The organism is Parasporobacterium paucivorans DSM 15970, assembly GCF_900141895.1.
Classification (GTDB): domain Bacteria; phylum Bacillota; class Clostridia; order Lachnospirales; family Lachnospiraceae; genus Parasporobacterium; species Parasporobacterium paucivorans.
This window is the reverse complement of record NZ_FQYT01000011.1, coordinates 37,454-62,579: the sequence shown is the minus strand read 5'-3', so window position 1 is coordinate 62,579 and position 25,126 is coordinate 37,454. Positions and strand designations below refer to the sequence as shown.

Annotated in this window: 20 protein-coding genes; 11 read left to right on the top strand and 9 right to left on the bottom strand. The window is 46.0% G+C overall.

All coding sequences use genetic code 11. The features are described from left to right. The gene (locus BUA79_RS06330; RefSeq protein ID WP_094757337.1) at positions 1-2,340 is read left to right on the top strand and encodes a DNA internalization-related competence protein ComEC/Rec2; all 2,340 of its coding nucleotides are present in this window, start codon (positions 1-3) and stop codon (positions 2,338-2,340) included. A 66-nt stretch (positions 2,341-2,406) separates the two neighbouring features. Continuing rightward, positions 2,407-3,381, top strand: a complete 975-nt coding sequence (holA, locus tag BUA79_RS06325; RefSeq protein ID WP_073993523.1) for a DNA polymerase III subunit delta — start codon at positions 2,407-2,409, stop codon at positions 3,379-3,381. A gap of 44 nt (positions 3,382-3,425) precedes the next feature. Here holA and rpsT read toward each other — a convergent pair whose 3' ends face one another. Together rpsT and BUA79_RS06315 are read right to left on the bottom strand one after the other, a co-directional pair. Continuing rightward, on the bottom strand, positions 3,426-3,689 hold the full coding sequence (gene rpsT, locus BUA79_RS06320; protein WP_073993522.1) for a 30S ribosomal protein S20: 264 nt from the start codon (positions 3,687-3,689) through the stop codon (positions 3,426-3,428). Positions 3,690-3,864: 175 nt separating this feature from the next. Beyond that, positions 3,865-4,299, bottom strand: coding sequence for a dUTP diphosphatase (locus tag BUA79_RS06315; RefSeq protein WP_073993521.1), 435 nt, complete (start codon positions 4,297-4,299; stop codon positions 3,865-3,867). Positions 4,300-4,487: 188 nt separating this feature from the next. On the opposite strand from BUA79_RS06315, the gene BUA79_RS06310 reads away from it, so the two are divergent. The 4 genes from BUA79_RS06310 to malQ all read left to right on the top strand — a co-directional run bounded on the left by BUA79_RS06310 (position 4,488) and on the right by malQ (position 9,369). After that, entirely contained in the window at positions 4,488-5,180 is a 693-nt protein-coding gene (locus BUA79_RS06310; protein WP_073993520.1) for an iron-sulfur cluster assembly scaffold protein, read from the top strand. Positions 5,181-5,195: 15 nt separating this feature from the next. Next, positions 5,196-6,206 carry a GGGtGRT protein gene (locus tag BUA79_RS06305; RefSeq protein ID WP_073993519.1) on the top strand — a complete coding sequence of 337 codons (1,011 nt, stop codon included), beginning with the start codon at positions 5,196-5,198 and terminating at the stop codon, positions 6,204-6,206. Positions 6,207-6,426: 220 nt separating this feature from the next. Then, positions 6,427-7,800, top strand: coding sequence for a PhoH family protein (locus BUA79_RS06300; RefSeq protein ID WP_073993518.1), 1,374 nt, complete (start codon positions 6,427-6,429; stop codon positions 7,798-7,800). A 132-nt stretch (positions 7,801-7,932) separates the two neighbouring features. Continuing rightward, positions 7,933-9,369: a 4-alpha-glucanotransferase gene (malQ, locus tag BUA79_RS06295; protein WP_073993517.1), complete on the top strand. Its 1,437-nt coding sequence runs from the start codon at positions 7,933-7,935 to the stop codon at positions 9,367-9,369. Here the strand turns inward: malQ and BUA79_RS06290 are convergent. The 6 genes from BUA79_RS06290 to glgB are packed head-to-tail and all read right to left on the bottom strand — an operon-like array spanning position 9,361 to position 19,110. Continuing rightward, a complete protein-coding gene (locus BUA79_RS06290; RefSeq protein ID WP_073993516.1) occupies positions 9,361-11,046 on the bottom strand; it encodes a glycoside hydrolase family 13 protein in 1,686 nt (561 codons plus the stop codon). The two genes, malQ and BUA79_RS06290, sit on opposite strands and share 9 nt — an antisense overlap. 4 nt (positions 11,047-11,050) lie before the next feature. After that, a complete protein-coding gene (locus tag BUA79_RS06285) occupies positions 11,051-13,477 on the bottom strand; it encodes a glycogen/starch/alpha-glucan phosphorylase (protein ID WP_073993515.1) in 2,427 nt (808 codons plus the stop codon). Beyond that, positions 13,474-14,913: a glycogen synthase gene (locus BUA79_RS06280; protein ID WP_330389202.1), complete on the bottom strand. Its 1,440-nt coding sequence runs from the start codon at positions 14,911-14,913 to the stop codon at positions 13,474-13,476. Before BUA79_RS06280 ends, BUA79_RS06285 begins: the two co-directional genes overlap by 4 nt. Before the next feature lie 13 nt (positions 14,914-14,926). Beyond that, complete coding sequence (gene glgD, locus BUA79_RS06275) at positions 14,927-16,045, bottom strand: glucose-1-phosphate adenylyltransferase subunit GlgD (RefSeq protein ID WP_178138550.1); 1,119 nt, start codon at positions 16,043-16,045, stop codon at positions 14,927-14,929. Position 16,046: 1 nt separating this feature from the next. After that, entirely contained in the window at positions 16,047-17,201 is a 1,155-nt protein-coding gene (locus BUA79_RS06270) for a glucose-1-phosphate adenylyltransferase (protein WP_073993513.1), read from the bottom strand. Then, complete coding sequence (gene glgB / locus BUA79_RS06265; RefSeq protein WP_073993512.1) at positions 17,188-19,110, bottom strand: 1,4-alpha-glucan branching protein GlgB; 1,923 nt, start codon at positions 19,108-19,110, stop codon at positions 17,188-17,190. Before glgB ends, BUA79_RS06270 begins: the two co-directional genes overlap by 14 nt. Positions 19,111-19,322: 212 nt before the next feature. Between glgB and BUA79_RS06260 the strand changes: the two genes are divergently transcribed. From BUA79_RS06260 to ilvC, 4 genes are all read left to right on the top strand, one after another. Then, complete coding sequence (locus tag BUA79_RS06260) at positions 19,323-20,519, top strand: pyridoxal phosphate-dependent aminotransferase (RefSeq protein WP_073993511.1); 1,197 nt, start codon at positions 19,323-19,325, stop codon at positions 20,517-20,519. Between the two features lie 72 nt (positions 20,520-20,591). Beyond that, on the top strand, positions 20,592-21,005 hold the full coding sequence (locus tag BUA79_RS06255) for a hypothetical protein (protein WP_073993510.1): 414 nt from the start codon (positions 20,592-20,594) through the stop codon (positions 21,003-21,005). A 99-nt stretch (positions 21,006-21,104) separates the two neighbouring features. After that, positions 21,105-21,611: an acetolactate synthase small subunit gene (ilvN, locus tag BUA79_RS06250; RefSeq protein ID WP_073993552.1), complete on the top strand. Its 507-nt coding sequence runs from the start codon at positions 21,105-21,107 to the stop codon at positions 21,609-21,611. 73 nt (positions 21,612-21,684) lie between these two features. Next, on the top strand, positions 21,685-22,704 hold the full coding sequence (ilvC, locus tag BUA79_RS06245) for a ketol-acid reductoisomerase (protein WP_073993551.1): 1,020 nt from the start codon (positions 21,685-21,687) through the stop codon (positions 22,702-22,704). A gap of 95 nt (positions 22,705-22,799) precedes the next feature. Here the strand turns inward: ilvC and BUA79_RS06240 are convergent, their stop codons facing one another. After that, complete coding sequence (locus BUA79_RS06240) at positions 22,800-23,702, bottom strand: LysR family transcriptional regulator (RefSeq protein ID WP_073993509.1); 903 nt, start codon at positions 23,700-23,702, stop codon at positions 22,800-22,802. Positions 23,703-23,842: 140 nt separating this feature from the next. Between BUA79_RS06240 and leuC the strand changes: the two genes are divergently transcribed. Further along, positions 23,843-25,108 (top strand): 3-isopropylmalate dehydratase large subunit, encoded by a 1,266-nt coding sequence (leuC, locus tag BUA79_RS06235; RefSeq protein WP_073993508.1) that lies wholly within the window; start codon positions 23,843-23,845, stop codon positions 25,106-25,108. The last annotated feature ends 18 nt before the right edge of the window (positions 25,109-25,126 follow it).

Sequence of the window (25,126 nt, the reverse complement as noted above, 5' to 3'; positions counted from 1 at the left end):
ATCAGAAGGCCATTATTAGCGATAATTCTGGCTTTTGTACTTGGAGAGATAGGGGCTGTTTCCTGGTGGAACAGTCTATGGTTATTCCCGCTGTTAACAGCCGTTACAATCAGGGTGGCAGGAACCGGACGGCTCCGGATTTTTATGTCAGCTTCTTTTTGTGTACTTTTTTTTCTATCCGGATTTTTTTTGATGGAGAATATGCAGCAGAATTATGCGAAATTTGAGGAAATGCTTTCTGCACATAACGGTACTGTAGAAATATATGGAAAAATCAGCGGAATCAGCAATAAGGACAGCAGTTATCAATATGAACTGAAAAATGTGCGGATACATACGGACAGGGAAGAAATCGGCTGCAAAGCGGTCAGTGTAGTGTGTTGCGAAAATATGGGTGCATCCCCTGGGGATACTGTAGCTGTTACCGGGTCATACCAGATGTTTGCTAATGCCCGCAATCCTGGAAATTTCGACGAGAAGAATTATTACCACACCATGGGGATTGCGGGAAGGTTTATGGGCGAGACCATGGTAATCACCGGAAAAGCAAGGTTTCCAGCAGCGGCGGCTCTGGCCGGAATGAGAAATACCCTGAATGAGACCCTTTATAGAATATGCAATGAGAAGGAAGCTGCGCTATTTGGAGCCATTCTTCTTGGGGAAAAGGGCCGGCTGGATCCGGTGACCAAAAGCCTATACATAGGAGGGGGAATTGCACATATCTTATCTATATCGGGCCTTCACCTGTCCATTATCGGTTCAGGAATATTCAGTCTCGTTCGGCGAAGATTTCTGTTCGCGACATCCGGCCTCATTTCTGCAGCGGCAGTATTGGCTTTTGGCATTATGGCCGGGAGCCCGGTTTCTCTCATGCGCGCTCTGATTATGTTTTCCATTAAGCTTCTGGCCGAGGTTACAGGGCGTACTTATGACCTGGTCCTGGCAACGGCAGTGGCAGCGTTTCTGATACTGGCAGATAATCCTTTTTATATTTTTCACACTGGTTTTCAGCTATCTTTTCTGGCCGTGCTGGGAATCGGGATTCCGCTTCCTGTCATTGAGGCTTATTTTTCAACGGACAGAAAGATTTTGAAGGCTTTTCAGTCCAGCCTGGGGATAACGGTGCTTACCTGCCCGGTTATCCTGAATATATATTTTGAGATTCCGTTGTATTCCCCAATAATCAACCTCCTTGTAATTCCTTTCATGGAAGTGATGCTCTTATCCGGAATATTTGCCTCAATAGCGGGGAGTTTTGTGGTGGCGGCCGGATACATACTCATAGGGGCTGGCTGCTTTGTTCTGCGCTTTTATGAATTTATATGCCGTTTTTTCTTCGGGTTGCCATTTTTTACCATAACGGTCGGGAAGATGACCGGCAGGTCCATATTCCTGTACTATCTGGTGATTGCGGCCGCGGTTCTGGTTATGGCCCTGGTGAATAAAAGAAATCTGGATGAGAATTATAGAAAGGTCCGTCTCATGAAACGTGGATTTATTTGGGCGGTCGCAGCACTGCTTGCGGTCCTTCTCGCTGGAAGACCGGAAAACAGCCTGAAGATTACCATGGTGGATGTGGGCCAGGGGGAGGCTCTGCTGATCCAAACGCCGGCGGGCAAAAATATATGCGTGGACGGAGGCAGCACAGACGTGGGGAGTGCAGGAAAATACAGGCTTATCCCATATTTAAAGTCGTTGGGCATAAGCCGGATCGATTACTTCATTGTCACCCATCTGGACGAGGACCATACCAGTATTTTGACCGAGATATTCAGCGATTATGATGGATTCGGATTGAAAACAGAGTGTTTCATATTCCCCCGGGTCATTTCCGGAGAGGAAGACTGCCGGAAATTTGTGGAAAAAGCCAGACTCCTCGGTATTTCCACCCGATTTTTTGATGTGGGAACGACTCTTTCAGATGACAGGGTGGCTATCCGTTGTCTGCATCCGGCGACGGATTTTCCGACCGATGATAAGAATGAGACTTCCCTTGTACTGGAGCTGGAGTATGGAAATTTTCAGATGCTTTTTACCGGCGACATAGGGGAAGACGGTGAGAAAGCCCTCATTGATTCGGGGCTGCTTACGGATTGTGACATACTTAAGGTTGCCCATCATGGTTCTACCGAATCCACGACGGAAGAATTTTTAAAGGAAGTATCTCCGGAATTTGCCCTGATTTCATGCGGAGTGGATAATGTGTATGGGCATCCGCACCCTCTCACGATGGAACGTCTGTCGAACAATGGAATAAAATCCTTCACCACCGCCGAAAAAGGGGCGATTGTTATCCGGAGCGATGGGAAGAACTATGAAATTGATACATATCTGGAATAAAACGATGGATGGTAAAATAAAAAGAAAGATGATATACTACGTAATCATGGGCAGGCGGTGGAAAAAATGAAAATATTGAATCAGCATATAAAAAACAAAGAATTTGCCAACATGTACCTTCTGTATGGTCCCGAAGACTATTTGAAAAAAAAATACCGTGATAAACTGACGGACGCGATAATCGGCAGCAAGGATACTATGAATTACAGCCGTTTCGCCGGGGAGAAGATGAATCTGCGGGAGATTATTGATATTGCCCAAACGCTGCCTTTTTTTTCGGAACGAAGACTGATTGTGCTGGAAAACAGCGGGCTTTTCAAAAAACCGGATGAAGAGATGCTGCGTTTCCTGGATACATTGCCGGAAACCACATGTTTCATTTTTGTGGAAGAAGAAGCAGACAAACGTGGCCGGATGTACAAAAAAATCAAAGACAAAGGATACCCATGTGAAATGGGCATACAGACTGAAAAAGCATTATCTGAATGGGCATTGGGGATTATTTCCGGGGAAAACAAGAAAATCACATATGATACGATGCAGCTGTTTCTGAGCTATACGGGTTCTTCCATGGAAAATATAAGCCGGGAATTGGAGAAGCTTCTTTGCTATACTCTGCATAAAGATATCATCGCACAAGAAGATGTGCGTTCCATATGTACAGCGGAAATAACAGGAAAAATCTTTGAGATGGTGGACGCCATGGGAAGGAAGGATAAGAAGAAGCTCTTTGCGCATTACCAGGATCTGATGGCAGTCAAGGAACCGCCCTTGAAGATATTATTCATGATGGAACGGCAGTTCAATATACTTCTGCAGGTCAAAGACCTTTTAAGAAAAGGACATGGAAAGAGTCTGATAGCTGAGAAGATGAAACTTCCGCCTTTTATTGCAGCCAAGACCATGAGCCAGGCGGATAATTTCGCCTACGAAAACCTGCAAAAAGCGCTGGAAGAACTGCTGGGAGCGGAGGAGCTTATAAAGACAGGCCGCACAAGCGACAGGATAGCCATAGAAATGTTTTTTTCTGAATATTGCTAAATAAAAAAGCAGCTTTCCTTTCGGAAAACTGCTTTTTGCTTTAATTAGTCTAATTTATTTACTGCTGCTGCTAAACGTGATACTTTTCTTGATGTTGTATTTGCGTGGTAAACGCCTTTTGATGTAGCTTTACCCAGTTCAATGGTAGCTGCTTTTAAAGCGGCAACAGCAGCTTCCTTATCGCTTGCGGCAACGGCTGCGTCTACTTTTTTAACAGCAGTCTTAACCTTAGATTTGATCGCTTTGTTTCTGGCAGCTTTTACTTCAGTTACCAGGATTCTTTTTTTAGCTGATTTAATATTAGCCATTTTGTACACCTCCAAAATATGTTCTCTTTTTTTTATAACATTAATGAGAGAGATTAATGTTATCTCTAATAGGTTTACATTTTCCGGACGCGGACGTGTCCAATGTAAAAACACTAACTTAGTGTATAAGATAAAACGGATAATGTCAACCACTATTTTCTACGGCGGCTGGGTCTTATTTTATGCCGGTCGATCCAAAACCGCCCCTGTCTGCATCTGTCAGGGAATCGCATTCCATAAAATTTATCCGAGGCTGATTTTTCGCAATGCGGAACTGGCAGATCCGGTCGTTTAATTCGACGCGGGTATCCCTTATGGCGTATGCAGGCATCATCCACTGGTCATTGGTTCCGCAGTAGGAAGCGTCGACCACCCCCATTGAATTTGTCTGGAGGATGCCGAAGTTCTTGAAAGTAGAGCTTCTGGGTACGATATGTGCCTCGTATCCATCCGGAAGGGCGATGGCGACGCCCAGAGGAATAAGCTTGAAATCACCGGCTTTCAGCTCAATCGTTTCAGCGCAGCGCAGGTCGATCCAGTCTGATTTTCCATCAATATAACGAAGCCGTTCAATCTGGTCATTGAAATAGCGAATTTTTATATCTTTCATAAAATCATCTCCTTGGAAGTTTGTTCTACTGATTATAACACCCTGTCGGTGAAGTTGTCCACCTTCGGGGGGAGATATCCGGCACCGGGAAGGAGTATTAACGTTTTTTAAGTAGGGTATGGACGAATGGAAAAAAATGTGAGAAAATAACAACATCTATGTTTTGGATTTTTGAAAGGGGAATAATGATGATTTATTCACATGAAATTGAGATGATGTGCCCTGTTGCCCAGGGCGTTAACCATGGCGCCGCACCTGTTCCTCAGGAAGGCAAATGGACTAAAGTTAAAGAGATAAGTGATGTATCCGGATTGACCCACGGAGTAGGCTGGTGCGCGCCACAGCAGGGAGCGTGCAAGCTTACTTTGAATGTTAAAGATGGAATTATCCAGGAAGCACTTATAGAGACATTGGGATGTTCCGGGATGACCCATTCAGCAGCCATGGCGTCTGAGATCCTCCCGGGAAGGACTCTGCTTGAGGCCCTGAATACAGACTTGGTCTGCGATGCAATCAATACCGCCATGAGAGAGCTCTTTTTACAGATTGCGTACGGCAGAACACAGTCGGCCTTCTCCGAAGGAGGACTGCCTATCGGAGCAGGGCTTGAAGATCTCGGAAAAGGCCTCCGTTCCCAGGTGGGGACATTGTACGGAACCCTGAAAAAGGGGCCGCGATACCTGGAGATGGCGGAAGGATATATCACCGGCCTTGCACTGAATGAGGAGGATGAGATAATCGGATATCAGTATGTCGGTCTTGGCAAAATGACGGATTTCATCAAAAAAGGTGATGATCCAAACACAGCATGGGAAAAGGCAAAAGGCGAATACGGAAGAGTCGCGGATGCCGTGAGAATCATTGATCCAAGGCATGAGTAGCAGGGAGGAAGAAAAATGGCTTTATTTGAATCATATGAAAGAAGAATAGATAAAATCAATTCCGTTTTATTGGAAAATGGGATAGCTTCCATAGAAGAAGCAGAGAAAATCACAAAAGAGGCGGGTCTGGACGTTTACGAGCAGATAAAGACCGTACAGCCGATTTGTTTTGAGGATGCCTGCTGGGCCTACGTGGTGGGAGCGGCTATCGCAATAAAGAGGGGAGCCAGAAAAGCTTCCGATGCAGCCGCAGTGCTGGGAGAAGGGCTTCAGGCATTCTGTATTCCGGGATCCGTTGCGGATCAGAGAAAAGTTGGAATCGGACATGGCAATTTAGGGAAAATGCTCTTGGAAGAGGAAACGGAATGCTTCTGTTTCCTGGCAGGACATGAGTCTTTTGCGGCAGCAGAAGGAGCTATCGGAATTGCAGAAAAAGCGAACAAAGTAAGACAGAAGCCTCTCCGGGTCATCCTGAACGGTCTCGGCAAGGATGCGGCGCAGATCATCTCCAGAATAAATGGGTTTACCTATGTGGAAACGGACATGAACTATGGAACAGGGGAAGTCAGCGAAGTGTTCCGGAAAGCCTATTCCAGCGGCCTGAGAGCAAAGGTGAACTGTTACGGAGCCAATGATGTGACTGAAGGCGTGGCCATCATGCACAAAGAGGGTGTGGATGTATCCATTACCGGAAACTCCACCAACCCGACCAGATTCCAGCATCCTGTTGCGGGAACCTACAAAAAAGAGTGCGTGGCAAATGGAAAAAAATTCTTTTCCGTTGCCTCCGGTGGCGGAACTGGACGTACCCTGCACCCGGACAACATGGCAGCAGGTCCGGCTTCCTATGGAATGACGGATACCATGGGACGTATGCATTCAGACGCCCAGTTTGCCGGCTCGTCATCGGTTCCTGCTCACGTGGAAATGATGGGACTGATTGGAATGGGAAATAACCCGATGGTTGGCGCTACCGTGGCAGTGGCCGTACTGATTGAGGAAGCTTCAAAAGCAGGTAAATTCTAGGCTTTTAATGTCAAAGATATGGAAGAGCACCCTTAAATAATGCTGAATCAATTCAACGGCATTTAGGGGTGCTTTTTTGTTTGCCAGGCGTCCAGATGGGGCAAATGAAGCCAGAGATTTGACACGGATTTTACATTTGTAGAGTCCAGATATTACATATACTGAATATCATGAAGAAAGGATGGGGTTGCCCCTGTTCAATAAATAAAGGATGGTGCCTATGTCGAAAACCTATGTTCTGGATACGAATGTTCTTATTCAGTCGCCGAAAGCTTTGGAGTGTTTTGAAGAAAATAACGTGATACTTCCAATTGTCGTTATTGAAGAGCTGGATTCTCTCAAAAACGCGGAAGGTGATAAGGGTTCCAACGCAAGAAGTATAATAAGGAAATTAGAGGAGTTAAGACAACAGGGGGATCTCCTTGCGGGCGTCAGTCTGAATAATGGGGGAAAATTTAGGGTTGAAATTAACCATAAGGATGTTGAACTGCCTAAAGAACTGCCAGAGGGCAAAGCGGATAACCGGATTCTGCAAATATGTAAAGGCTTAAGCAGTAATTCAGAGGAAAATGTAATTCTTGTAACCAAGGATATCCTGCTCCGGATCAAGGCCAGGATACTGGGTATACAGGCAGAAGATTTTGCTAATGAGCAGGTGCCGGTGCAACAATCCCAATATTCCGGACGCACGGAAGTCTTTGTATCTGAGGAGCTCTTTAAGGACTTTAAGAAAAAAGGATTGGCCGTTTCGGACGTATATATTTCGAATGAAAAAGGTATGCAAAGGGATGTCAGCCTCGAAATGAATGAGTTCGTGATTATACATGCTGATCAGTCGAATAAAAAAACCATGCTGGGGAGATATGACGGTCAGAGAATAGTTCCTCTTCAGTATAAGAAATGCAGACCATATGGTGTTTCGCCAAGAAATGCAGGTCAGTATTTTCTGCAGGAGGCTCTTCTGGAAGACCCGGACAAGGTTCCGCTTGTAATCGTAAAGGGAATGGCAGGAACCGCAAAAACATTTTATTCACTGGCAGTCGGACTTGAAAAAATCATGAATGACACAAAAGCCGAATACAGAAAGATACTGGTCACAAGACCAAATGTGCAGTTTGATAATGATATTGGCTTTTTGCCGGGAAACGAGCAGGAGAAAATTTCTCCATTAATCAGACCGATTATTGATAACCTGGAACAGCTTCTGGATTCGGACGAAGACGAGCGGTATAAGGATGAAAAGGCTTTAAGCGGGAAGATAGAAGAGGTATTCGAACGAGGGATAATCGTAGCAGAAGCAATGAATTTTATAAGAGGGAGATCTTTTGTCAAGACTTATCTGATAATCGATGAGGCTCAGAATATGACACCCAAGCAGGTGACAGGTATCATCACAAGAGCCGGTAAAGGGACTAAAGTCATTCTTTTGGGTGATCCGAACCAGATAGATACGGCATTTCTGGATGAGAGGACAAATGGACTGAGCTACGCTTCCGAGAGGATGAAGGGCAGCCGTCTGTGCTACCAGATTACATTGACAGCATCTGAATGTGAGAGATCCGACCTTGCCATGGAGGCAGTGTTGAGGTTGTGAAAAACTGATTTTCCATAAATAAAATATCCTGTGCAGTTGCAAGATGGTATAATAGATACATGGAATTATGGATATTCCAAGTTTGAAAATTTGACTGATTGCCACAGGGCTACGATTTTTGGAGAGGAAAATATGTATAAAAGAAGTGCCGGCATACTTCTGCCCGTCAGCAGTCTGCCATCCCGGTATGGGATAGGAACCTTTGGTTCAGAAGCATATAAATTTGTGGATTTTTTGCAGAAATCCGGGCAGGCATGCTGGCAGATATTGCCGGCAGGTCCGGTGGCCTATGGAGATTCGCCCTATTCGCCGCTTTCAGTCTATGCAGGAAATCCATATTTTATTGATTTGGAAATGCTGGCGGAACAGGGGCTCCTCTCCCTGGGGGACTGCGAGGCTTTGGAAGCAGAAACAGGGAATATCGACTATGGGAAGCAGTTTCGTGTCCGGTACACAATTCTGGAAAAAGCATTCCGGAAAGGCTTTTCCCTGCTTGAATCCGAAATCAGGATATTCGAAAAAGGTACTCATTGGATTTCCGGCTACACCCACTATATGGCCTTGAAATACAAGAATGGCCAGAAGCCCTGGTATGAATGGGAAACAGAGGAAGTAGAATCGGAGGAGAAGGATTTCTGGCTGTTTCTGCAATATTTGTATCATGAACAGTATTTTAGACTCAAGGAATATGCGGCCTCTCAGGGGATTGCCATCATAGGAGACATGCCGGTGTACGCGGCCTATGACAGTGCGGACGTCTGGTCAGATCCACACCAGTTTCTTCTGAACGAAAAAAAGAGGCCCATTCTGGTTGCGGGTGTCCCTCCGGATTACTTCTCGAAGGATGGACAGCTTTGGGGAAATCCGGTATACGATTGGGAATATATGAAGGGAACCGGCTATTCCTGGTGGATAAACCGGTTGGCCTGGTCTCTGAAATTATATGACATGGTAAGGATTGACCATTTCCGTGGGTTTGATGAATTCTGGGCTGTTCCGTTCGGGGAAGCGAACGCCCGAAAGGGAAGCTGGATGCCGGCGGGAGGCAGGGAGGTCTTTGAGAAACTGGAGAAAAGATATGACCGGATTCCTATTATTGCAGAAGACTTAGGAATAATCAATGACAGCGTCGAAAAGCTGAGGACTGATTTTGCTTTTCCAGGTATGAAAGTGCTTCAGTTTGCGTTCGATGGCAATCCGGACAATCCCTATCTGCCTGAAAACTATGAAGAGAATTGTGTGGCGTTTACAGGGACCCACGACAATGATACTCTGAAAGGCTGGTTTGACGGTCTGGATAAAAAGTCCAGGGAGCAGGTATTATCTGCGCTCCGGATTGAAAACAGCCAGGAAGTATGCTTTGAAATAATCCGTATCCTTTATGAGAGCAAAGCAGGCCTGTGCATTATACCTCTTCAGGATTTTCTGGGATTGGGGCGGGAAGGCAGAATAAACACTCCATCCACCCGGGTGGGCAACTGGGTATGGAGGGCAGCGGACGGTGCATGCAGTCCGGAGCTGTCAGATTGGATAAGAAAACTGACCAGTCATGCGGACCGGTCAGTCTGAAATAAAAATCCCCTGTTCGGGAGGGAGTTCGTGGTCCCGGTTCCGGGTGCGGAGAATTACCCCTTCGGTCCCCATATTGATTCCAATGACGATCCGTTCGTCCGCATGATATCTTTCAAATACAAAAAGTCCCTTTTCGTGAAAGAGACATCTGTAGGCGCCTCCTTTAAACAGGGGGCTCTTTTTTCGGAGATCCGCAAGATGCCTGTAGTAGGAGAGAATCTCCATGTTTTCCTCACCCCATGGATAACAGGCCCGGTTCATGGGATCTTTCTCCCCTTCTAATCCGGCTTCATCCCCATAATAAATACAGGGGATTCCGGGAAGGGTCATCTGCAGCAGGATGGCGATTTTTAAGAGAGGGATGTTTTTTTTCAACACCGTCAGGATTCTGGGTGTATCGTGGGTCCCCAGTATGTTCATCAGACAGTTGACAACCTCCGCAGGATATTTTTCAGTAATGAATCCCATGGTTTCGTAAAGACTCCCGCAGTCTCTGGTCTCCAGATAGTCAATAATAGCTGTCCGAAGAGGATAGTTTGTCACAGAGTCCAGCTGCTTGCCGCAAAAATATTCCTTTAGCCGCCCATAAGAGAATTTCTCCGATGCATCCTCCCAGACTTCTCCGATGATGAGGGATTCGGGGTTGCTCTCTTTTGAGGCAGTCCGGATTCTCTCCAGAAAGTCATTAGGGAGTTCATCCGCCACGTCCAGGCGCCAGCCGCTGATGCCGGCTTCCTGCCAGTACCGGACGACACCTTCTGTTCCGGTTATGAAATCCACATAAGACTGGTTGGACTTGTTCAGTTCAGGAAGGGTCTTTATCCCCCACCAGCAGCGATAGTCATCGTTCCAGTGGTTGAAGGTATACCAGTCGAAATAAGGGGAGTCCTGACTCTGGTATGCCCCCAGGGAATCGTAATGTCCATACCGGTTGAAATAGATGCTATCGGAGCCCGTATGGCTGAATACCCCGTCTAAAATGATACGAATGCCCATATTTGCGGCTTCTTCACAAAGCGAATGCAGGGAATCCTTCGTTCCGAACAGGGGGTCTATGGAGAAATAGTCGCCCGTATCATATTTGTGGCTGGAATAAGCCTCAAACACGGGAGAAAGATAAAGAATTGTTATGCCGAGAGTAGAGAAAAAAGGCAGCTTCTGGCGGATGCCATCCAGATTTCCGCCAAAAAACTCATTGTTGTTGATATCACCCTTTTCATCAGGGAGGACACGGGGGTATCCACCCCAGGAGTCCCTCAAAAGAATATCCCCTTCCTTGTGGAGCAGGGCGGACCTGAAAAATCGGTCCACAAAAACATGGTATATGATGCCGCCCTGTGTCCATAAAGGCGTGTGAAAATCGAAATCATATACAAATATTCCATAAGAGGGGGAACGATTCGATTCATCGAACAAAAAGGAGAAATAGTAATGGCCGCTTTTATCGATGGAAAATGTGGACTGAAAGATGTCGTATTCCCTGCAGGCTCCCACCCACTCCGTATCCAGTTTCCGGTAAAAAGACGTTGTGTAATCCGAACGCTTTTCAATCAGAAGGGATGGAGCTTTCGGCCAGTCCCTCCTGACGTGGATGCGCAGGCATATGGATTCATTTTCTCTGAGGGCACCCTGTGGATGCCGGAAAAGTTCGGATCTGCTTTCAAATTTATACATATAATCAGTCCTTAAGAGTGAAAGGTTTTATGTTCCATATCTTGTCTGAATATCCCTTGACGGTCCTGTCGGAAGAAAAGTATCCGGCAGCTGCGATGTTGCTGAGGGACATCTGATTCCATTTCTTTTTGTCTGTACAATAAATAGAGGAAGCTTTCTCGTGGGCGTTGAAATAACTTTCGAAATCCGCAAAACACATATAGGGGTCGCCTCCGCGTGAGTCTCCCAGGAGATACTTGGAGATGGACTCAAAGGATCTTCCGGATATTCCTGTGTTGAGAAAATCAATAACCCGGTGCAGACGGGGGCAGTTCTGCAGGTATTGAATAGAGTTGTACCCCTGGCACCACAGATTTTCAACCTCGTAATCCTTCAGGCCAAACAGGAAAAAATTGTCTTCGCCCACCTGCCGGATCATTTCCACGTTTGCCCCGTCATAGGTACCTATGGTTATGGCGCCGTTGAGCATGAATTTCATGTTTCCAGTGCCGCTGGCTTCCTTTCCTGCCAGGGAAATCTGTTCGCTGAGTTCTCCGGCGGGCATGATGATTTCAGCCAGGCTGACAGAATAATTCTCCAAAAAAACCACATTTATGTACTTGCTGAGCTGGTCGTCACCATTTACGTAACCGCTTAGCGTATAGATCAGCTGTATGATTTCCTTGGCCCGGAAATAACCGGGGGCGGCTTTTGCCGCAAAAATGAAAGTTTCAGGGAACATTTCCCCGGCGCTGCCTTCCTGTATATCAATTATCAGGCTGATGATACGCAGCGCGTTCAGCAGCTGTCTCTTGTATTCATGAAGACGTTTAGCCTGTATATCAAAAATCGAATCCACATTTATGGAAATGCAATTGGTCTTTTGGATATATTCTGCAAGCCGTTTTTTGTTCTCTAGTTTGATATGGTCCAGAGCAGCCAGAACACCGTCATCATTTTTGAATTGGAGCAGACCGGACAATTCCTGTGAGTGAATCCTGTAATCTGGACCGATAAGATCATCCAGAAGATTTGCGAGCAGCGGGTTAGCCTGGTTGAGCCAGCGTCTGTGCGTTATCCCATTGGTTACATTCAGAAATTTCTTCGGAGAGCAGTCATAAAAATCTTTGAAAATGGTTTTTTTGAGAATTTCCGTATGAAGACCCGCAACCCCATTGACAGAATAGCTGCCGACAATACATAAATTAGCCATATTTATTTTATTGTTAGAGAAGATAGACATCCTGTTAGCCCTGCTTGCGTCTCCCAGATCCTGTGCGATGATTGAATCTATGAAACGCCGATTGATTTCCTGTATAATCATATAAATGCGGGGCAGCCTGCTCTGGATAATATTTTCCTGAAAGCGTTCCAGTGCTTCCGGAAGGACAGTATGGTTTGTATAAGATACGGTTTGTGTGACCAGATCCCAAGCCCGATCCCAGGAGTAGCGGTATTCATCCATAAATATTCTCAAAAGTTCCGGAATGACAAGGGCCGGATGGGTATCATTTATGTGGATGGCAGTTTTATCGCTGAAGTTATCAAGGGTTTTGTACCTGTTATAATGAGTGCTGACAATACCCTGCGCCGTGGAAGAAACAAGAAAATACTGTTGTTTCAATCGAAGTTCCTTCCCTTCAACATGGTTGTCCGATGGATACAGCACCTTTGTGATGGCTTCCGCCATGGAATCCTCTGACATAGCCCGGATATATTCGCCCTGGGAGAACAGGTTCATGTCGAACCGGTTCAGGCTGTGGGCTTCCCAAAGCCTGAGCAGGCTTACGGCATCGCTGCTGTATCCGGAAATCATCATATCATAAGGTACGGCCTCGATTTCGGTGGGGTTATCCAGACGGATCGTAAGGCCCTCGCTGGTCCATTCTTCGTGCACAGCGCCGTCAAAACGCACGATACAGCGATCCTGGAATCGGGGTGAAAGCCACACATAGGACGTTGTAAGCCAGTCGTCAGGAAGCTCTGTCTGCCATCCGTCTATGAGTTTTTGTTTAAAAAGTCCAAATTCATATTTTATGGAAAATCCTGTCACCGGATAGTTCTGAGTGGCCAATGAATCCAAAAAACATGCGGCAAGCCGCCCCAGGCCTCCGTTTCCCAGACCCGGATCCCTTTCTATTTCATAAAGATCTGCCAGATCAATCTGATATTCCTCATGCAGAAGCTTGGATATCTGCTCTTCAATCTCCAGATTGAAGAGGTTGTTTCGCAGGGATTTTCCCACCAGGAATTCCATACACAGATAGTAAACCTGTTTTTCGCAGGTGTCCTGGAATTTCTTCATATAGTGCTGTCTCTTCTGTGACAGCAGGTCCTTTATGACGGAAGAAAGGGCGCGCTGCATAAGCGGAGGTGTGACGTTTTCCATGGAGACGTCCCAGTGGCGTGCCAGCTCGGCATCTATAAGATCCTTGAAATTTGCCGTTATCATGATTTTTTGCCTCCGTCAGCCAGACTTTTGTACATCTCAAAATATTTCAGGGCTGAATTGTCCCAGCTGAAATCTGTATTCATTACGGTCTTTACAAGATTTTTCCAATCCTCGCGGTTGTGATAGACGCTAAGAGCCCTTTTTATGGCATCGGAGAGGGCTTCCGGATCCTGGCCGCTAAAGGTGAAGCCGTTTCCATCGCCTAATGAGCAGTCCCTTATGGAATCTTTTAAGCCGCCGGTTTCCCTGACAATCGGCACGCTGCCGTAGCGAGAGGCAATCATCTGAGCGGTTCCGCAGGGTTCACTGATGGAAGGCATCAGGAACAGGTCGGAACCGGCATAGATCTTGCGGGCAAGGTCAGAGTTGAAATCGATTCTTGTGGCGATGCTGCTGCTGTAGGAATCCTGTAGTGACTTGAAGAAAAATTCGAAATGGCGGTCACCTCGTCCCAGTACGATTAACTGGACCTTTTCTTTCAGAATTTCATGGATTCCGCGGGCAATCAGTTCCATTCCTTTGTGCGCTACAAGTCTTGAGATGATGGCTATGACAGGGATGTCCTTATCCTGAGGCAGACCCATAAGGGACTGGAGACGCACCTTGTTGACCTGTTTACCCTCCGGGCTTTTGCTTGAAAATTTTCGGAAAAGCGCAGCGTCTGTCTGGGGATTATACGTCTCCGTGTCAATGCCGTTCAGGATTCCCCGGATTTTAGAGGCGTTTTTACGGATAACAGGGGCCAGTCCGTGGGCATAGACGTCATCAAATATCTCCCGGGCATAGCTTTCACTTACCGTGCTGATAATATTGCTTGCTTCCAGGGCTCCCTTGAGCAGGTTTACGGATCCGGCATATTCCACGATGTCCACGTCCTTGCCGGATAAATCCAGAACGTCACCGGCAATATTCAAGTCATACTGTCCCTGGTATTCAATATTGTGGATGGTAATGACGGTCCGGATGTTCTGGAAACGCTTATCCCTGGAAAACATGGTTGAAAGATAAACCGGGACAAGGGCGGTCTGCCAGTCATTGGAATGGATGATATCGGGAATAAAGCCAATTAGTGGGAGCATATGGAGAACCGCCTTGGAGAAAAAGGCAAATCTCTCCGCATCATCGTAATAACCGTAACACTCGGTCCTTTTGAAATAATATTCATTGTCAATGAAATAATAGGTTACTCCGTTCAGCTTCTTATAAAAGATTCCGCAATACTGGTTTCTCCAGGACAGAGGAACATACCCGCTTCCCAGGAACTCAAAGCCTCTGCGGTCCGTAATTCCCTGGTAAAGAGGAAGAACGATGCGGACATCCATATCCTTTCTTTTGGCCAGTGCCTTCGGAAGGGAGCCGGCCACATCACCAAGTCCCCCGGTAGACATAAAGGGGGCGGCTTCAGGAGAAACAAACAACAATTTCAATTTATCCATCTGATTTTCACCTCTACACAATCATATTCTTTTTGATGTAAAATGGGCAGTTTGGCGTACCGAGAAGCGTACGGTCATCGAGGATGCGTACATTCATATCCGTTACCACGGAACTGAGACGTGTGTTTTCGCCCACGACCGTATGCGGCATGAGTATGCAGTTTTTGACCAGTGCATTTTTTCCGATTTTGACATTCCGGAATATCACCGAGTTTTCCACAGTGCCGCAGATGCTGCATCCGCTGGCAACGAGGGAATTCTTTACAAAGGAATCAATGCAGTATCTGGTAGGTGTGGAATCCTTGGTCTTTGTATAAATGGGACCGTTCTCCGAATAAAAAAGATCGCGCAGGCAGTCTTTTTTTAAAAGATGCATATTGCTGTCGTAATAGCTCTGTATGGAATTTATGTGTGTAAAGTATCCGGTGTGCTCAAAACCATAAACCTTCAGTTTTTTCAGGTTCAAGGCCATAACTGCATGCTTGAATTCGATGTAGTTGTGGGAAATGGCATCATTTATGGTGGAAATGAGGATGTCCCTGTCGAATATCCATGCACCGACGCTTACGTTGTGTAAACCTTCCAGAACTGGAAAAAGCATGATGTCGTGTATCCTCTTGTCCGGATCGACATAGTATATGGTTTCGTGAACGGAGGAGGATTCGTCCAGATTTCGGACAGTATAGATTGAAGTGATATCCGCTCCTTTGGCCTGATGGAACTCCAATGCCTTACCGAAATCGATATTATAAATGGTATCAGAATCTGACAGAATCACAAAATTCGCCTTGGAATTGGTGATGAAATTCAATATGCGCTTCAGGGCGTCCAGGCGGCTCTTGTACAGGCCGACGTTTTCCTCCAGGGAATAGGGAGGGAATATGGAGATTCCGCCCTGCTTGCGGGAGAGATTCCAGTCCTTTCCGGTGGCGATGTGTTTCGCCAGAGAAAAAAAATTGGTCTGCGGGAGAATGAAGATATCGTGTATCCCGGAGTTTACCATATTGGAAAGATGGAAATCAACAAGCCGGTACCGGCCTCCAAAAGGTATGGAAGCCGTGGAACGGGACATAGCAAGGTCTGATTTGTACAACATTCCAACATCTGAGAAAATGATTCCGAGCATATCCATATTATTCAGTCTCCTTTCCATTGAGTATCTGCTCGCGCGGTATCACGGTGATCATGCCGCCCTGGCTCCTTGGATGCCCTACATGCGTATATGGCCCGATGGTAACTCTTTCATCAATGATGGAATATTCCACAATGGCATTCTTTTCTATAATAACATCAGACATAACTATGGAATCCCGTACGCAGGCATTCTCATTGATATTAACGCTTGAAAATATCACGGAATTCTCTACATGTCCCAAAATCACGGCTCCATCTGCGATGATGGAGTTCTTTACGAGGGCGTCGCATCCGATGTAGTGCGGCGGTTTTTCTGGATTTCTGGAATATATCGGCCAGGAACTGGAAAGCTGCAGATCCTTCCCTTCCACCAGATCCATATTTGCCTGCCAGAGGCTCTCAATGGTTCCAACGTCCTTCCAATATCCCTCAAATTCATGTGCATATAGCCCGGCACCGGCCTCCAGCATAAGGGGGATTATATTTTTGCCGAAGTCATGCGAAGAATCTGGATTTTTATCATCCATTGCAAGAAATTTTTCCAGAACGTGCCAGGTGAATATATAAATACCCATAGAGGCAAGGGTGCTTTTTGGATTTTTTGGCTTTTCCTCAAAAGCCGTAATCCGGCCTTTATTATCCGCACTCAGGATTCCGAATCTGCTGGCCTCCTCCGCAGGGACATTGATGACCGAAACGGTGCAGTCGGCATTTGTTTTCCTGTGCTGCTCCAGCATAATGGAATAATCCATAGTATAAATATGGTCTCCTGAAAGAATTAGGACATAATCAGGATCATAATTATTCACATAGTTGACATTCTGATATACTGAGTTGGCCGTACCTGAATACCAGCCCCCATTTTCCCCACCCTGGTAAGGCGGCAGGATCTGGATACCCCCGTACATCCTGTCCAGGTCCCAGGAAGAGCCATCTCCCAAATAGGAGTTCAGGACCAGCGGCTGATACTGGGTAAGCACACCTATGGTGTCCAGTCCTGAATTGACGCTGTTTGACAGGGCGAAATCTATGATTCTGTATTTGCCGCCGAAAGGAACGGATGGTTTTGCGGTTCCATCCGTAAGGGCGCCAAGCCGGCTCCCCTGTCCGCCTGCAAGAAGCATTACTATGCAGTCTTTTTTATTTAATTTCATAAATGATTCCTCCCTTCCCATCCGATGCAGGTGTATTTAAATGCAGTAAAAAAATGATTGAAAGTGGAGGTAGGAGCAGGGATACGTGGAAATCATACCCATGGATGCTTCCCGGTGTAGCCGTAACCTCTCCGGCATTTCCTGTTCCGGTTCCCCCGAAATCCAGGCTGTTTGTATTGAAAACTTCTTTGTATTTCCCTGGAAGCGCTCCAATCAGATAACCGCTTCTTTCCACAGGTGAAAAATTAGCTGCCACAATCAGATTTGTTCCCGCTTTATCCTTGCGGATGAAGGCGATTATGTTCTGCTCAAAGTCATCATTGGATATCCAGCTAAAACCTTCCCAGGAAAAGTCAATCTCCCAGAGCGGGGGAGTCTTCAGATAAAATTCATTCAGTGCCCGGATGTAGTGGTTTAGTTTCTTGTGATAATCATATTGCAGAAGAAACCATTCCACCTCTTTTTCGTAGTTCCATTCGGAAAACTGTCCGATTTCGTAACCCATGAAGTTGAGCTTCTTGCCTGGGTGGGCCATCATATATCCGGCCAGCAGCCTTGCGTTCGCAAACTTCTCCTCATAGGTTCCGGGCATCTTATCGAGAATCGATTTTTTGCCGTGGACTACCTCGTCATGGGAGAGAGGGAGTATAAAGTTTTCACTGAAGGCATAGTGGAATGAGAATGTGATATTGTTATGCCTGTATTTCCGTAACCAGGGATCCGTCTGCATGTAGTCCAGCATATCATTCATCCAGCCCATGTTCCATTTGAAGTTGAACCCGAGCCCACCCAGATAGACAGGCTTCGTGACCATCGGCCAGGCGGTCGATTCTTCCGCAATCATCATGGTGTTTGGGAAGTATTGGAAAACGGCCTTGTTCAAATCTTTTAAAAACTCGATGGCTTCCAGGTTCTCGTTTCCGCCATGGATATTGGGCATCCATTCGCCGGGTTCCTTGTCATAATCCAGATAGAGCATGGAGCTTACTGCGTCTGTCCGCAGACCGTCGGCATGATAAATGTCCAGCCAGTAGAGGGCATTCGAGATCAAAAAGGATTTGACTTCCGGTCTTCCGAAGTCGAACCGGTGGGTGCCCCAGCCCTTGTTTTCCCGCTGCCAGGCCTCCTTGTATTCATAACAGTAGCTCCCGTCAAAGCGGTATAGACCCGAGGAATCCTTTGGGAAATGGGCAGGAACCCAGTCCAGTATTACTCCTATTCCATTACGGTGGCATTCATCAATCAGATACTTGAGACCCTCGGGAGGACCGAAGCGCCTGGTGGGGGCAAAATACCCCGAAACCTGGTAGCCCCAGGAACCATCAAAGGGATATTCCATCATAGGCATCAGCTCGATATGCGTATAGAATTGTTCCTTAATATATGAAATTAAAAGCGGTGTAATTTCTTCATAGGTGTAAAGGCTCCCGTTTTCATTTCTCCGCCAGGAGGAAAGATTCAGTTCGTATATGTTGATGGGAAGATTGTATATATTGACCGATTTTTTGTAATCCTGCCATTTTTGGTCATGCCAGGAGAAGTCCGTGAAATCGTATATGATCGAGGCTGTGTTTTCCTTTGTCTGTGATGAAAACGCATAAGGATCTGATTTGTAGAGTTTGTTCCCCAAAGGGGTTGTAATCAGGTATTTATAAAACTGGCCCGCGCAGGCCGATGGGATGGAAATTTCCCATACCCCTCCATCTGTTATTTTTTTCATACGGGAATCATCCGATTCCTGCCATTCATTGAAATCACCTACAACATGAACGGCTGCCGCATGGGGTGCCCAGACCCGGAATGTGGACGAATCCGATGCAGGGTGAGCCCCCAGGAGTCTGTAAGAAAAATAATTGGTTCCTTCATGATACAGATAAATGGGAAATTGGCTGTTTTTGTAGTCGTTCATATGTCAGCTCCAATCTTGAAATCACTATGAAACGTGAAAATTATGTACTTATATTATAATCAAAGTAATGACATAAAACAATGCAAATATAGGCAAAATCAGGATTTTTCGATTCGGCCCTGTCAAATTCCTGAGCGGGAGTTTAAAGTGGTTGACGTCAATGCGTTGAATTGTTATATTAATTGGAAGTATATTTTTGGAAGGAGATCACGATGATATCTGATAAGATGAGCAAATCACTGCAGGCAGCTATCTGCATCCGGGACATTTTCGAGGAGGGAAAGAAGCTGGCGGATATTTATGGAAAAGAAAATATTTTTGATTTCAGCATCGGCAATCCGAATGTTGAGCCCCCTGCCATAGTGAATGAGTCCATGATAGAGATTCTGAAAACAGAAAAGCCTCTGGCTCTTCACGGATACCCAAGCAATATAGGACATCCGGATGTCCGTGCCAAGGTCGCCGAGTATCTGAATGAAACCTATAAGACCGATTATACATTCGAGAATATTGCCATGACGAGCGGTGCGGCAGCAGCACTTGTACTGATAAGCAACACATTTCTGGATATTAGTGATGAGGTCATTACCTTCTCCCCTTACTTCTGGGAGTATAAAAGTTATGTGGAATCCCTGTATGGAAAACTCGTACCGGCGTTGTGCGATCAGAAAACGCTACAGCCGGACCCGGATACTTTCCGCGCAGCCTTTACGGAAAGGACCAGACTGGTGTTTATCAATACCCCGAATAATCCGACAGGCGCTGTTTATACAGAGGAGTCCATCCGGATGGTGTGCGATATTTTGCGGGAAAAAGAGCAGGAGTACGGACACCCGATCTATCTGGTTTCTGATGAACCATACCGCCAGCTGGCGTACGGCGGAATAAAGGTTCCTTATATTCCGCACTTCTATAAAAACACCCTGGTTGTTTATTCGTACAGCAAAGCGCTGTCCATACCCGGGGAACGTATCGGCTATATTGCGGTAGGAAGCGATGTGGATGGTTTTGCCGAAATAATGGCTGGCATCACGGCATCCATGCGTTATCTTGGCTACGTAAACGCCCCCTCTCTCCAGCAAAAAATGCTGCTTAAATGCGTGGATGCATCTGTGGATGTTTCCCAGTATGAGAGGAACAGAAACTTGTTATACGAAGGACTGACTGCCATGGGATATGAATGTATCCGTCCTGACGGGGCTTTCTATCTGTTTTTTCGTGCTCTGGAGGAGGACGATGCCAAATTCTGTGCGGAAGCAAAAAAAGAACTCATTCTTCTGGCACCCGGAAGCGCCTTTCACGGACCAGGATTTGTACGAGCATCCTACTGTGTCTCCTATGACGTGATCCAAAGATCCCTGCCTGCATTCCAGAGATTAATGGACAGCTACAGGAAAAAAGAAAAATAGAAATATTCTTAATTGAGAATTCCCCCGGCATATGCTATTGTATTATGAGCGGATATACTGGGAGGTAAGGCAGTGAAAACAATAAGATCTTTAATGAGATTCCTTCTGTGGGATGCGTCGTTTTATGTCATGATCAGTATCATGATTATTGCAATAGGATACATAAACGGGAAATATGAAGCAACCATGGATATCGGATATAGCTATATAGGAACCGGTCTGCACGCACTTTTGTGGTTTCTGGCAGGAGCGTTCCTGGTGCTCCTTTTCCAGTTCAAAAGGGAAGCCGGCGGCAGATACTCGAAACTGGTTGAATTTCTTGTGGTAAGCATACCGGCCCTTTATTTGGCCGGAATGGACATCTGGGTGCATTTTTCTATACCGGTTATCCCTTTTGCTTATGCGAACTTCGGTCTGTTCGGGGCTTTCGGAGCATTGGTATTCGGCTGTGAAGTATGGGGAATGCTTATAAAGAAGAGAAAATAATTCACCTGCAATGGATAAGACATTAATTATAAAGAATTGACATAGAAATTATTTGTTGCTATTATAGAGGGAATATTTATGCAGCGAGGTGAAATGGAAATGAATAAAATCGTTTTATCTGTTTTGGTAGATAATACGGCCGGCGTATTAAGCAGGGTTTCGGGACTGTTCAGCAGAAGAGGCTATAACATTGACAGCCTTACAGTTGGCGAAACCGAAAATAAGGATTTCTCCAAGATGACCATTGTAGCTCATGGCGAGGATGAAATTCTGGAGCAGATTTACAAACAGGTGGCAAAACTGGAGGACGTCCGGGAAGTTCTTGTATTGCAGGACGGTACATCGGTTACCCGGGAGCTGATTTTATGTAAGGTTGAAGTTGTGGCTGAGCAGAGGCAGCAGGTTATCGCGATTGCTGATATTTTCCGGGCAAAGATTGTGGATGTGGCCCAGGACTCTCTGATGGTGGAACTCACCGGAAACCAGTCCAAACTGGATGCATTTATAGGCCTGTTGGAAGGTTTCAAGATTAAAGAACTTGTAAGAACCGGCGTTACCGGACTTCGCAGGGGAAAAGCTGATATGCTTGCAGATGAATTCGATTAGAATGAGATGCCGGTTATATAAATAAAATATGGAATGATTAATGAAAGGTCAGGGAAAAATTATGTCAAAAGATATGGCAAAGATTTATTATCAGGAAGACTGCAACTTAGGTTTACTAGAGGGAAAGACCATTGCAGTGATTGGTTATGGCAGCCAGGGACATGCACATGCATTAAATGCAAAAGAATCCGGATGCAACGTAATTATTGGTCTTTATGAAGGCAGCAGATCATGGGACAAGGCCGTGGCACAGGGATTTGAAGTATTCACTGCTGCAGAGGCCGCAAAAAAGGCTGATGTGATCATGATCCTGATCAATGATGAAAAACAGGCATCCATGTATAATAGCGACATCGCTCCAAATCTTGAAGCAGGAAATATGCTTATGTTTGCCCATGGATTTTCCGTACATTTCGGACAAATCGTACCTCCTAAAGATGTTGACGTTACAATGATTGCTCCAAAAGGACCTGGACATACCGTAAGAAGCGAATATCAGGCTGGAAAAGGTGTTCCTTGTCTCGTTGCCGTTCATCAGGACGCTACAGGAAAAGCCCTTGAAAAAGCGCTGGCTTATGCTATGGCAATCGGCGGAGCAAGAGCAGGCGTACTGGAAACAAACTTCAGAACAGAGACAGAAACAGATCTTTTCGGAGAGCAGGCTGTACTTTGCGGCGGTGTATGTGCACTTATGCAGGCCGGCTATGAAACACTGGTTGAAGCTGGTTATGATGAAAGAAATGCATATTTTGAATGTATCCATGAAGTGAAGCTGATCGTTGACCTGATCTACCAGTCAGGATTTGCAGGAATGAGATACTCTGTATCCAACACCGCTGAATATGGCGACTACATCACAGGACCAAAGATCATCACCGAAGAAACAAAGAAATCCATGAAAAAAATCCTTGCAGATATCCAGGATGGCAGCTTTGCAAAAGACTTCCTGCTTGATATGTCACCAGCTGGCGGACAGGCTCACTTCAGAGCAATGAGAAAACTTGCAGCAGAGCATCCTTCAGAAGTAGTAGGCGAAGGAATCCGCAAACTCTACAGCTGGAACAGCGAAGAAGATAAATTTATCAACAACTAATCCTAAAGTGGAAGAGTGGATATAAAATGAAGGGGAGCACCTGAACATACTCGTATGTTCCTGGGGCTCCCCTTTGATTTAAATGTGCGCGTGTCTTACTCTTCCCGAGTGGAAGTACAAAATTCCCAAAACAGCCTTCCCGGCTGCGAAAGTCCGGTAGCGGATGAACAGGCAAAAGAAATTTCTCTTTTGGGTATGGGTACAGGCAAAGGGAGTTCCACAAGCCCGCCCTGTTCGATATCATCTTTTACGAATTCCCTCACGACACATGCGATTCCCAGTCCGATCCTTGCAAACTCCATCAGAAGGTCCATATCGCTGATTTCCAAAATATGTTCCGTCTGGATGTGGTTTCTTCTCAAATACCCGTCAATATAGGAACGGGTCAGATTTTCTTCATCCAAAAGCATAAGGTTTCCATTCTTGAAGAAATCCTTTCCGCCTCCCGGCACCCGCAGATCCAGATTATCCAGATAGGAAGGGGCGGCAACGAATATATCTTCGATTTCCCCCAGGGAATAAAGATCCAGACCCTTTGCAATTTCAGGCTTTCCAATAAGCCCGATGTCGATTTCGCCTCTCTCCAGCATATTCAGAGTGTGAATGGAAGACTGGCATTTGATGGTGATTTTGATATGGGGATACTGAAAGACGAAACCTTTCAAATAGGGCAGAAGAAGATATTTGCAGAGGGTAGCGCTGACCCCGATTCGTATGTGGCCGACCCCCAGCTTGCTCATGTAACGCAGGTTTTCTTCGCCGGAGGAAATGGCCTCGAAGGCCGTATTTACGTACTGGTATAAAATCTTCCCCTCATCTGTCAGGCTTACACCTCTTGAATTCCTTGTGAATAGAATGATATCCAGGTTTTTTTCCAGCCGGCCGATGGATTTGCTGATGGCCGGCTGACTGATATGAAGCTGCTCAGCAGCCCGGGAAATATTCCCTGCATTTGCAACAGCATAAAAGATTTTATATAGGGCAAGATTTGATTCCATAAGAGTTCCTTTCTGCGCGGAATATAACGTGGGGTTATACAAAATATTCTTTATATGTATTTCTATTATACCAGCTTTTGTGATACTATACCATAAGATACAATACAGTTATAAATGAAAGAATGAGGAGGAATTCCGAAATGGGAATGACAATGACGCAGAAAATCCTGGCTGCCCATGCCGGATTAGAGGAAGTTATGGCTGGCCAGCTGATTGAGGCGGATCTTGACCTTGTGCTGGGCAATGACGTTACGTCCCCGGTAGCCATAAATGAACTGAAAAAAATGAATACAAACGGGGTATTCGATAAGGATAAGATCGCCCTTGTCCCGGATCATTTCACCCCCAACAAAGACATAAAATCGGCCGAACTTGCAAAGTGTGTCAGAGAATTTGCCTATGCAAACGACATAACCAATTACTTTGAAGTGGGTGAGGTAGGAATTGAACATGCACTGCTTCCGGAAAAAGGCCTTGTTGTTGCAGGCGATACAATAATCGGAGCAGATTCCCACACCTGTACGTACGGGGCCCTGGGCGCATTTTCCACTGGCGTGGGGAGTACGGACATGGCTGCAGGCATGGCCACAGGCAAGGCCTGGTTTAAAGTTCCATCTGCCATTAAGTTTGAAATCATCAATCAGCTCCCGAAATGGGTGAGTGGAAAAGATGTCATCCTCCATATCATCGGCATGATCGGTGTGGACGGAGCATTATATAAATCCATGGAATTTGCGGGCGACGGAATCAAGAACCTCACCATGGATGACCGATTCACCATATGCAATATGGCCATAGAGGCAGGCGCAAAAAACGGAATATTCCCTGTGGACGAGCAGACTATCGAATACATGAAGGACCACTCCACGAAGGAATATAAGATATTTGAGGCGGATGAAGATGCGGAATATGAGGCAGTTTACACCATAGATTTGAGCAGATTAAGACCTACCGTGGCATTCCCCCATCTCCCGGACAATACCAGAACTATCGATGAAGCGGGAGATATTAAGATCGACCAGGTCGTGATCGGATCCTGTACCAATGGAAGAATCTCTGACATGCGGGTTGCGGCAAAGATCCTTGAAGGTAGAAAAGTTGCAAAAGGCGTAAGGGTAATTGTGATACCTGCAACACAGCTTATCTATCTGCAGTGCATAGAAGAAGGACTGACACAGATCTTTATCAAAGCCGGAGCTGTGGTAAGTACACCGACCTGCGGACCATGCCTTGGAGGCCATATGGGCGTCCTGGCAAAAGGCGAAAGAGCCGTGGCCACCACGAACAGAAACTTTATCGGAAGAATGGGCGATACGGAATCCGAAGTGTATCTGGCAAGTCCTGCAGTCGCTGCAGCCAGTGCGGTTACCGGAAAGCTTTCAGGACCGGAAGAAATAGGCCTGTAGGGTGTTATTATGTTATTA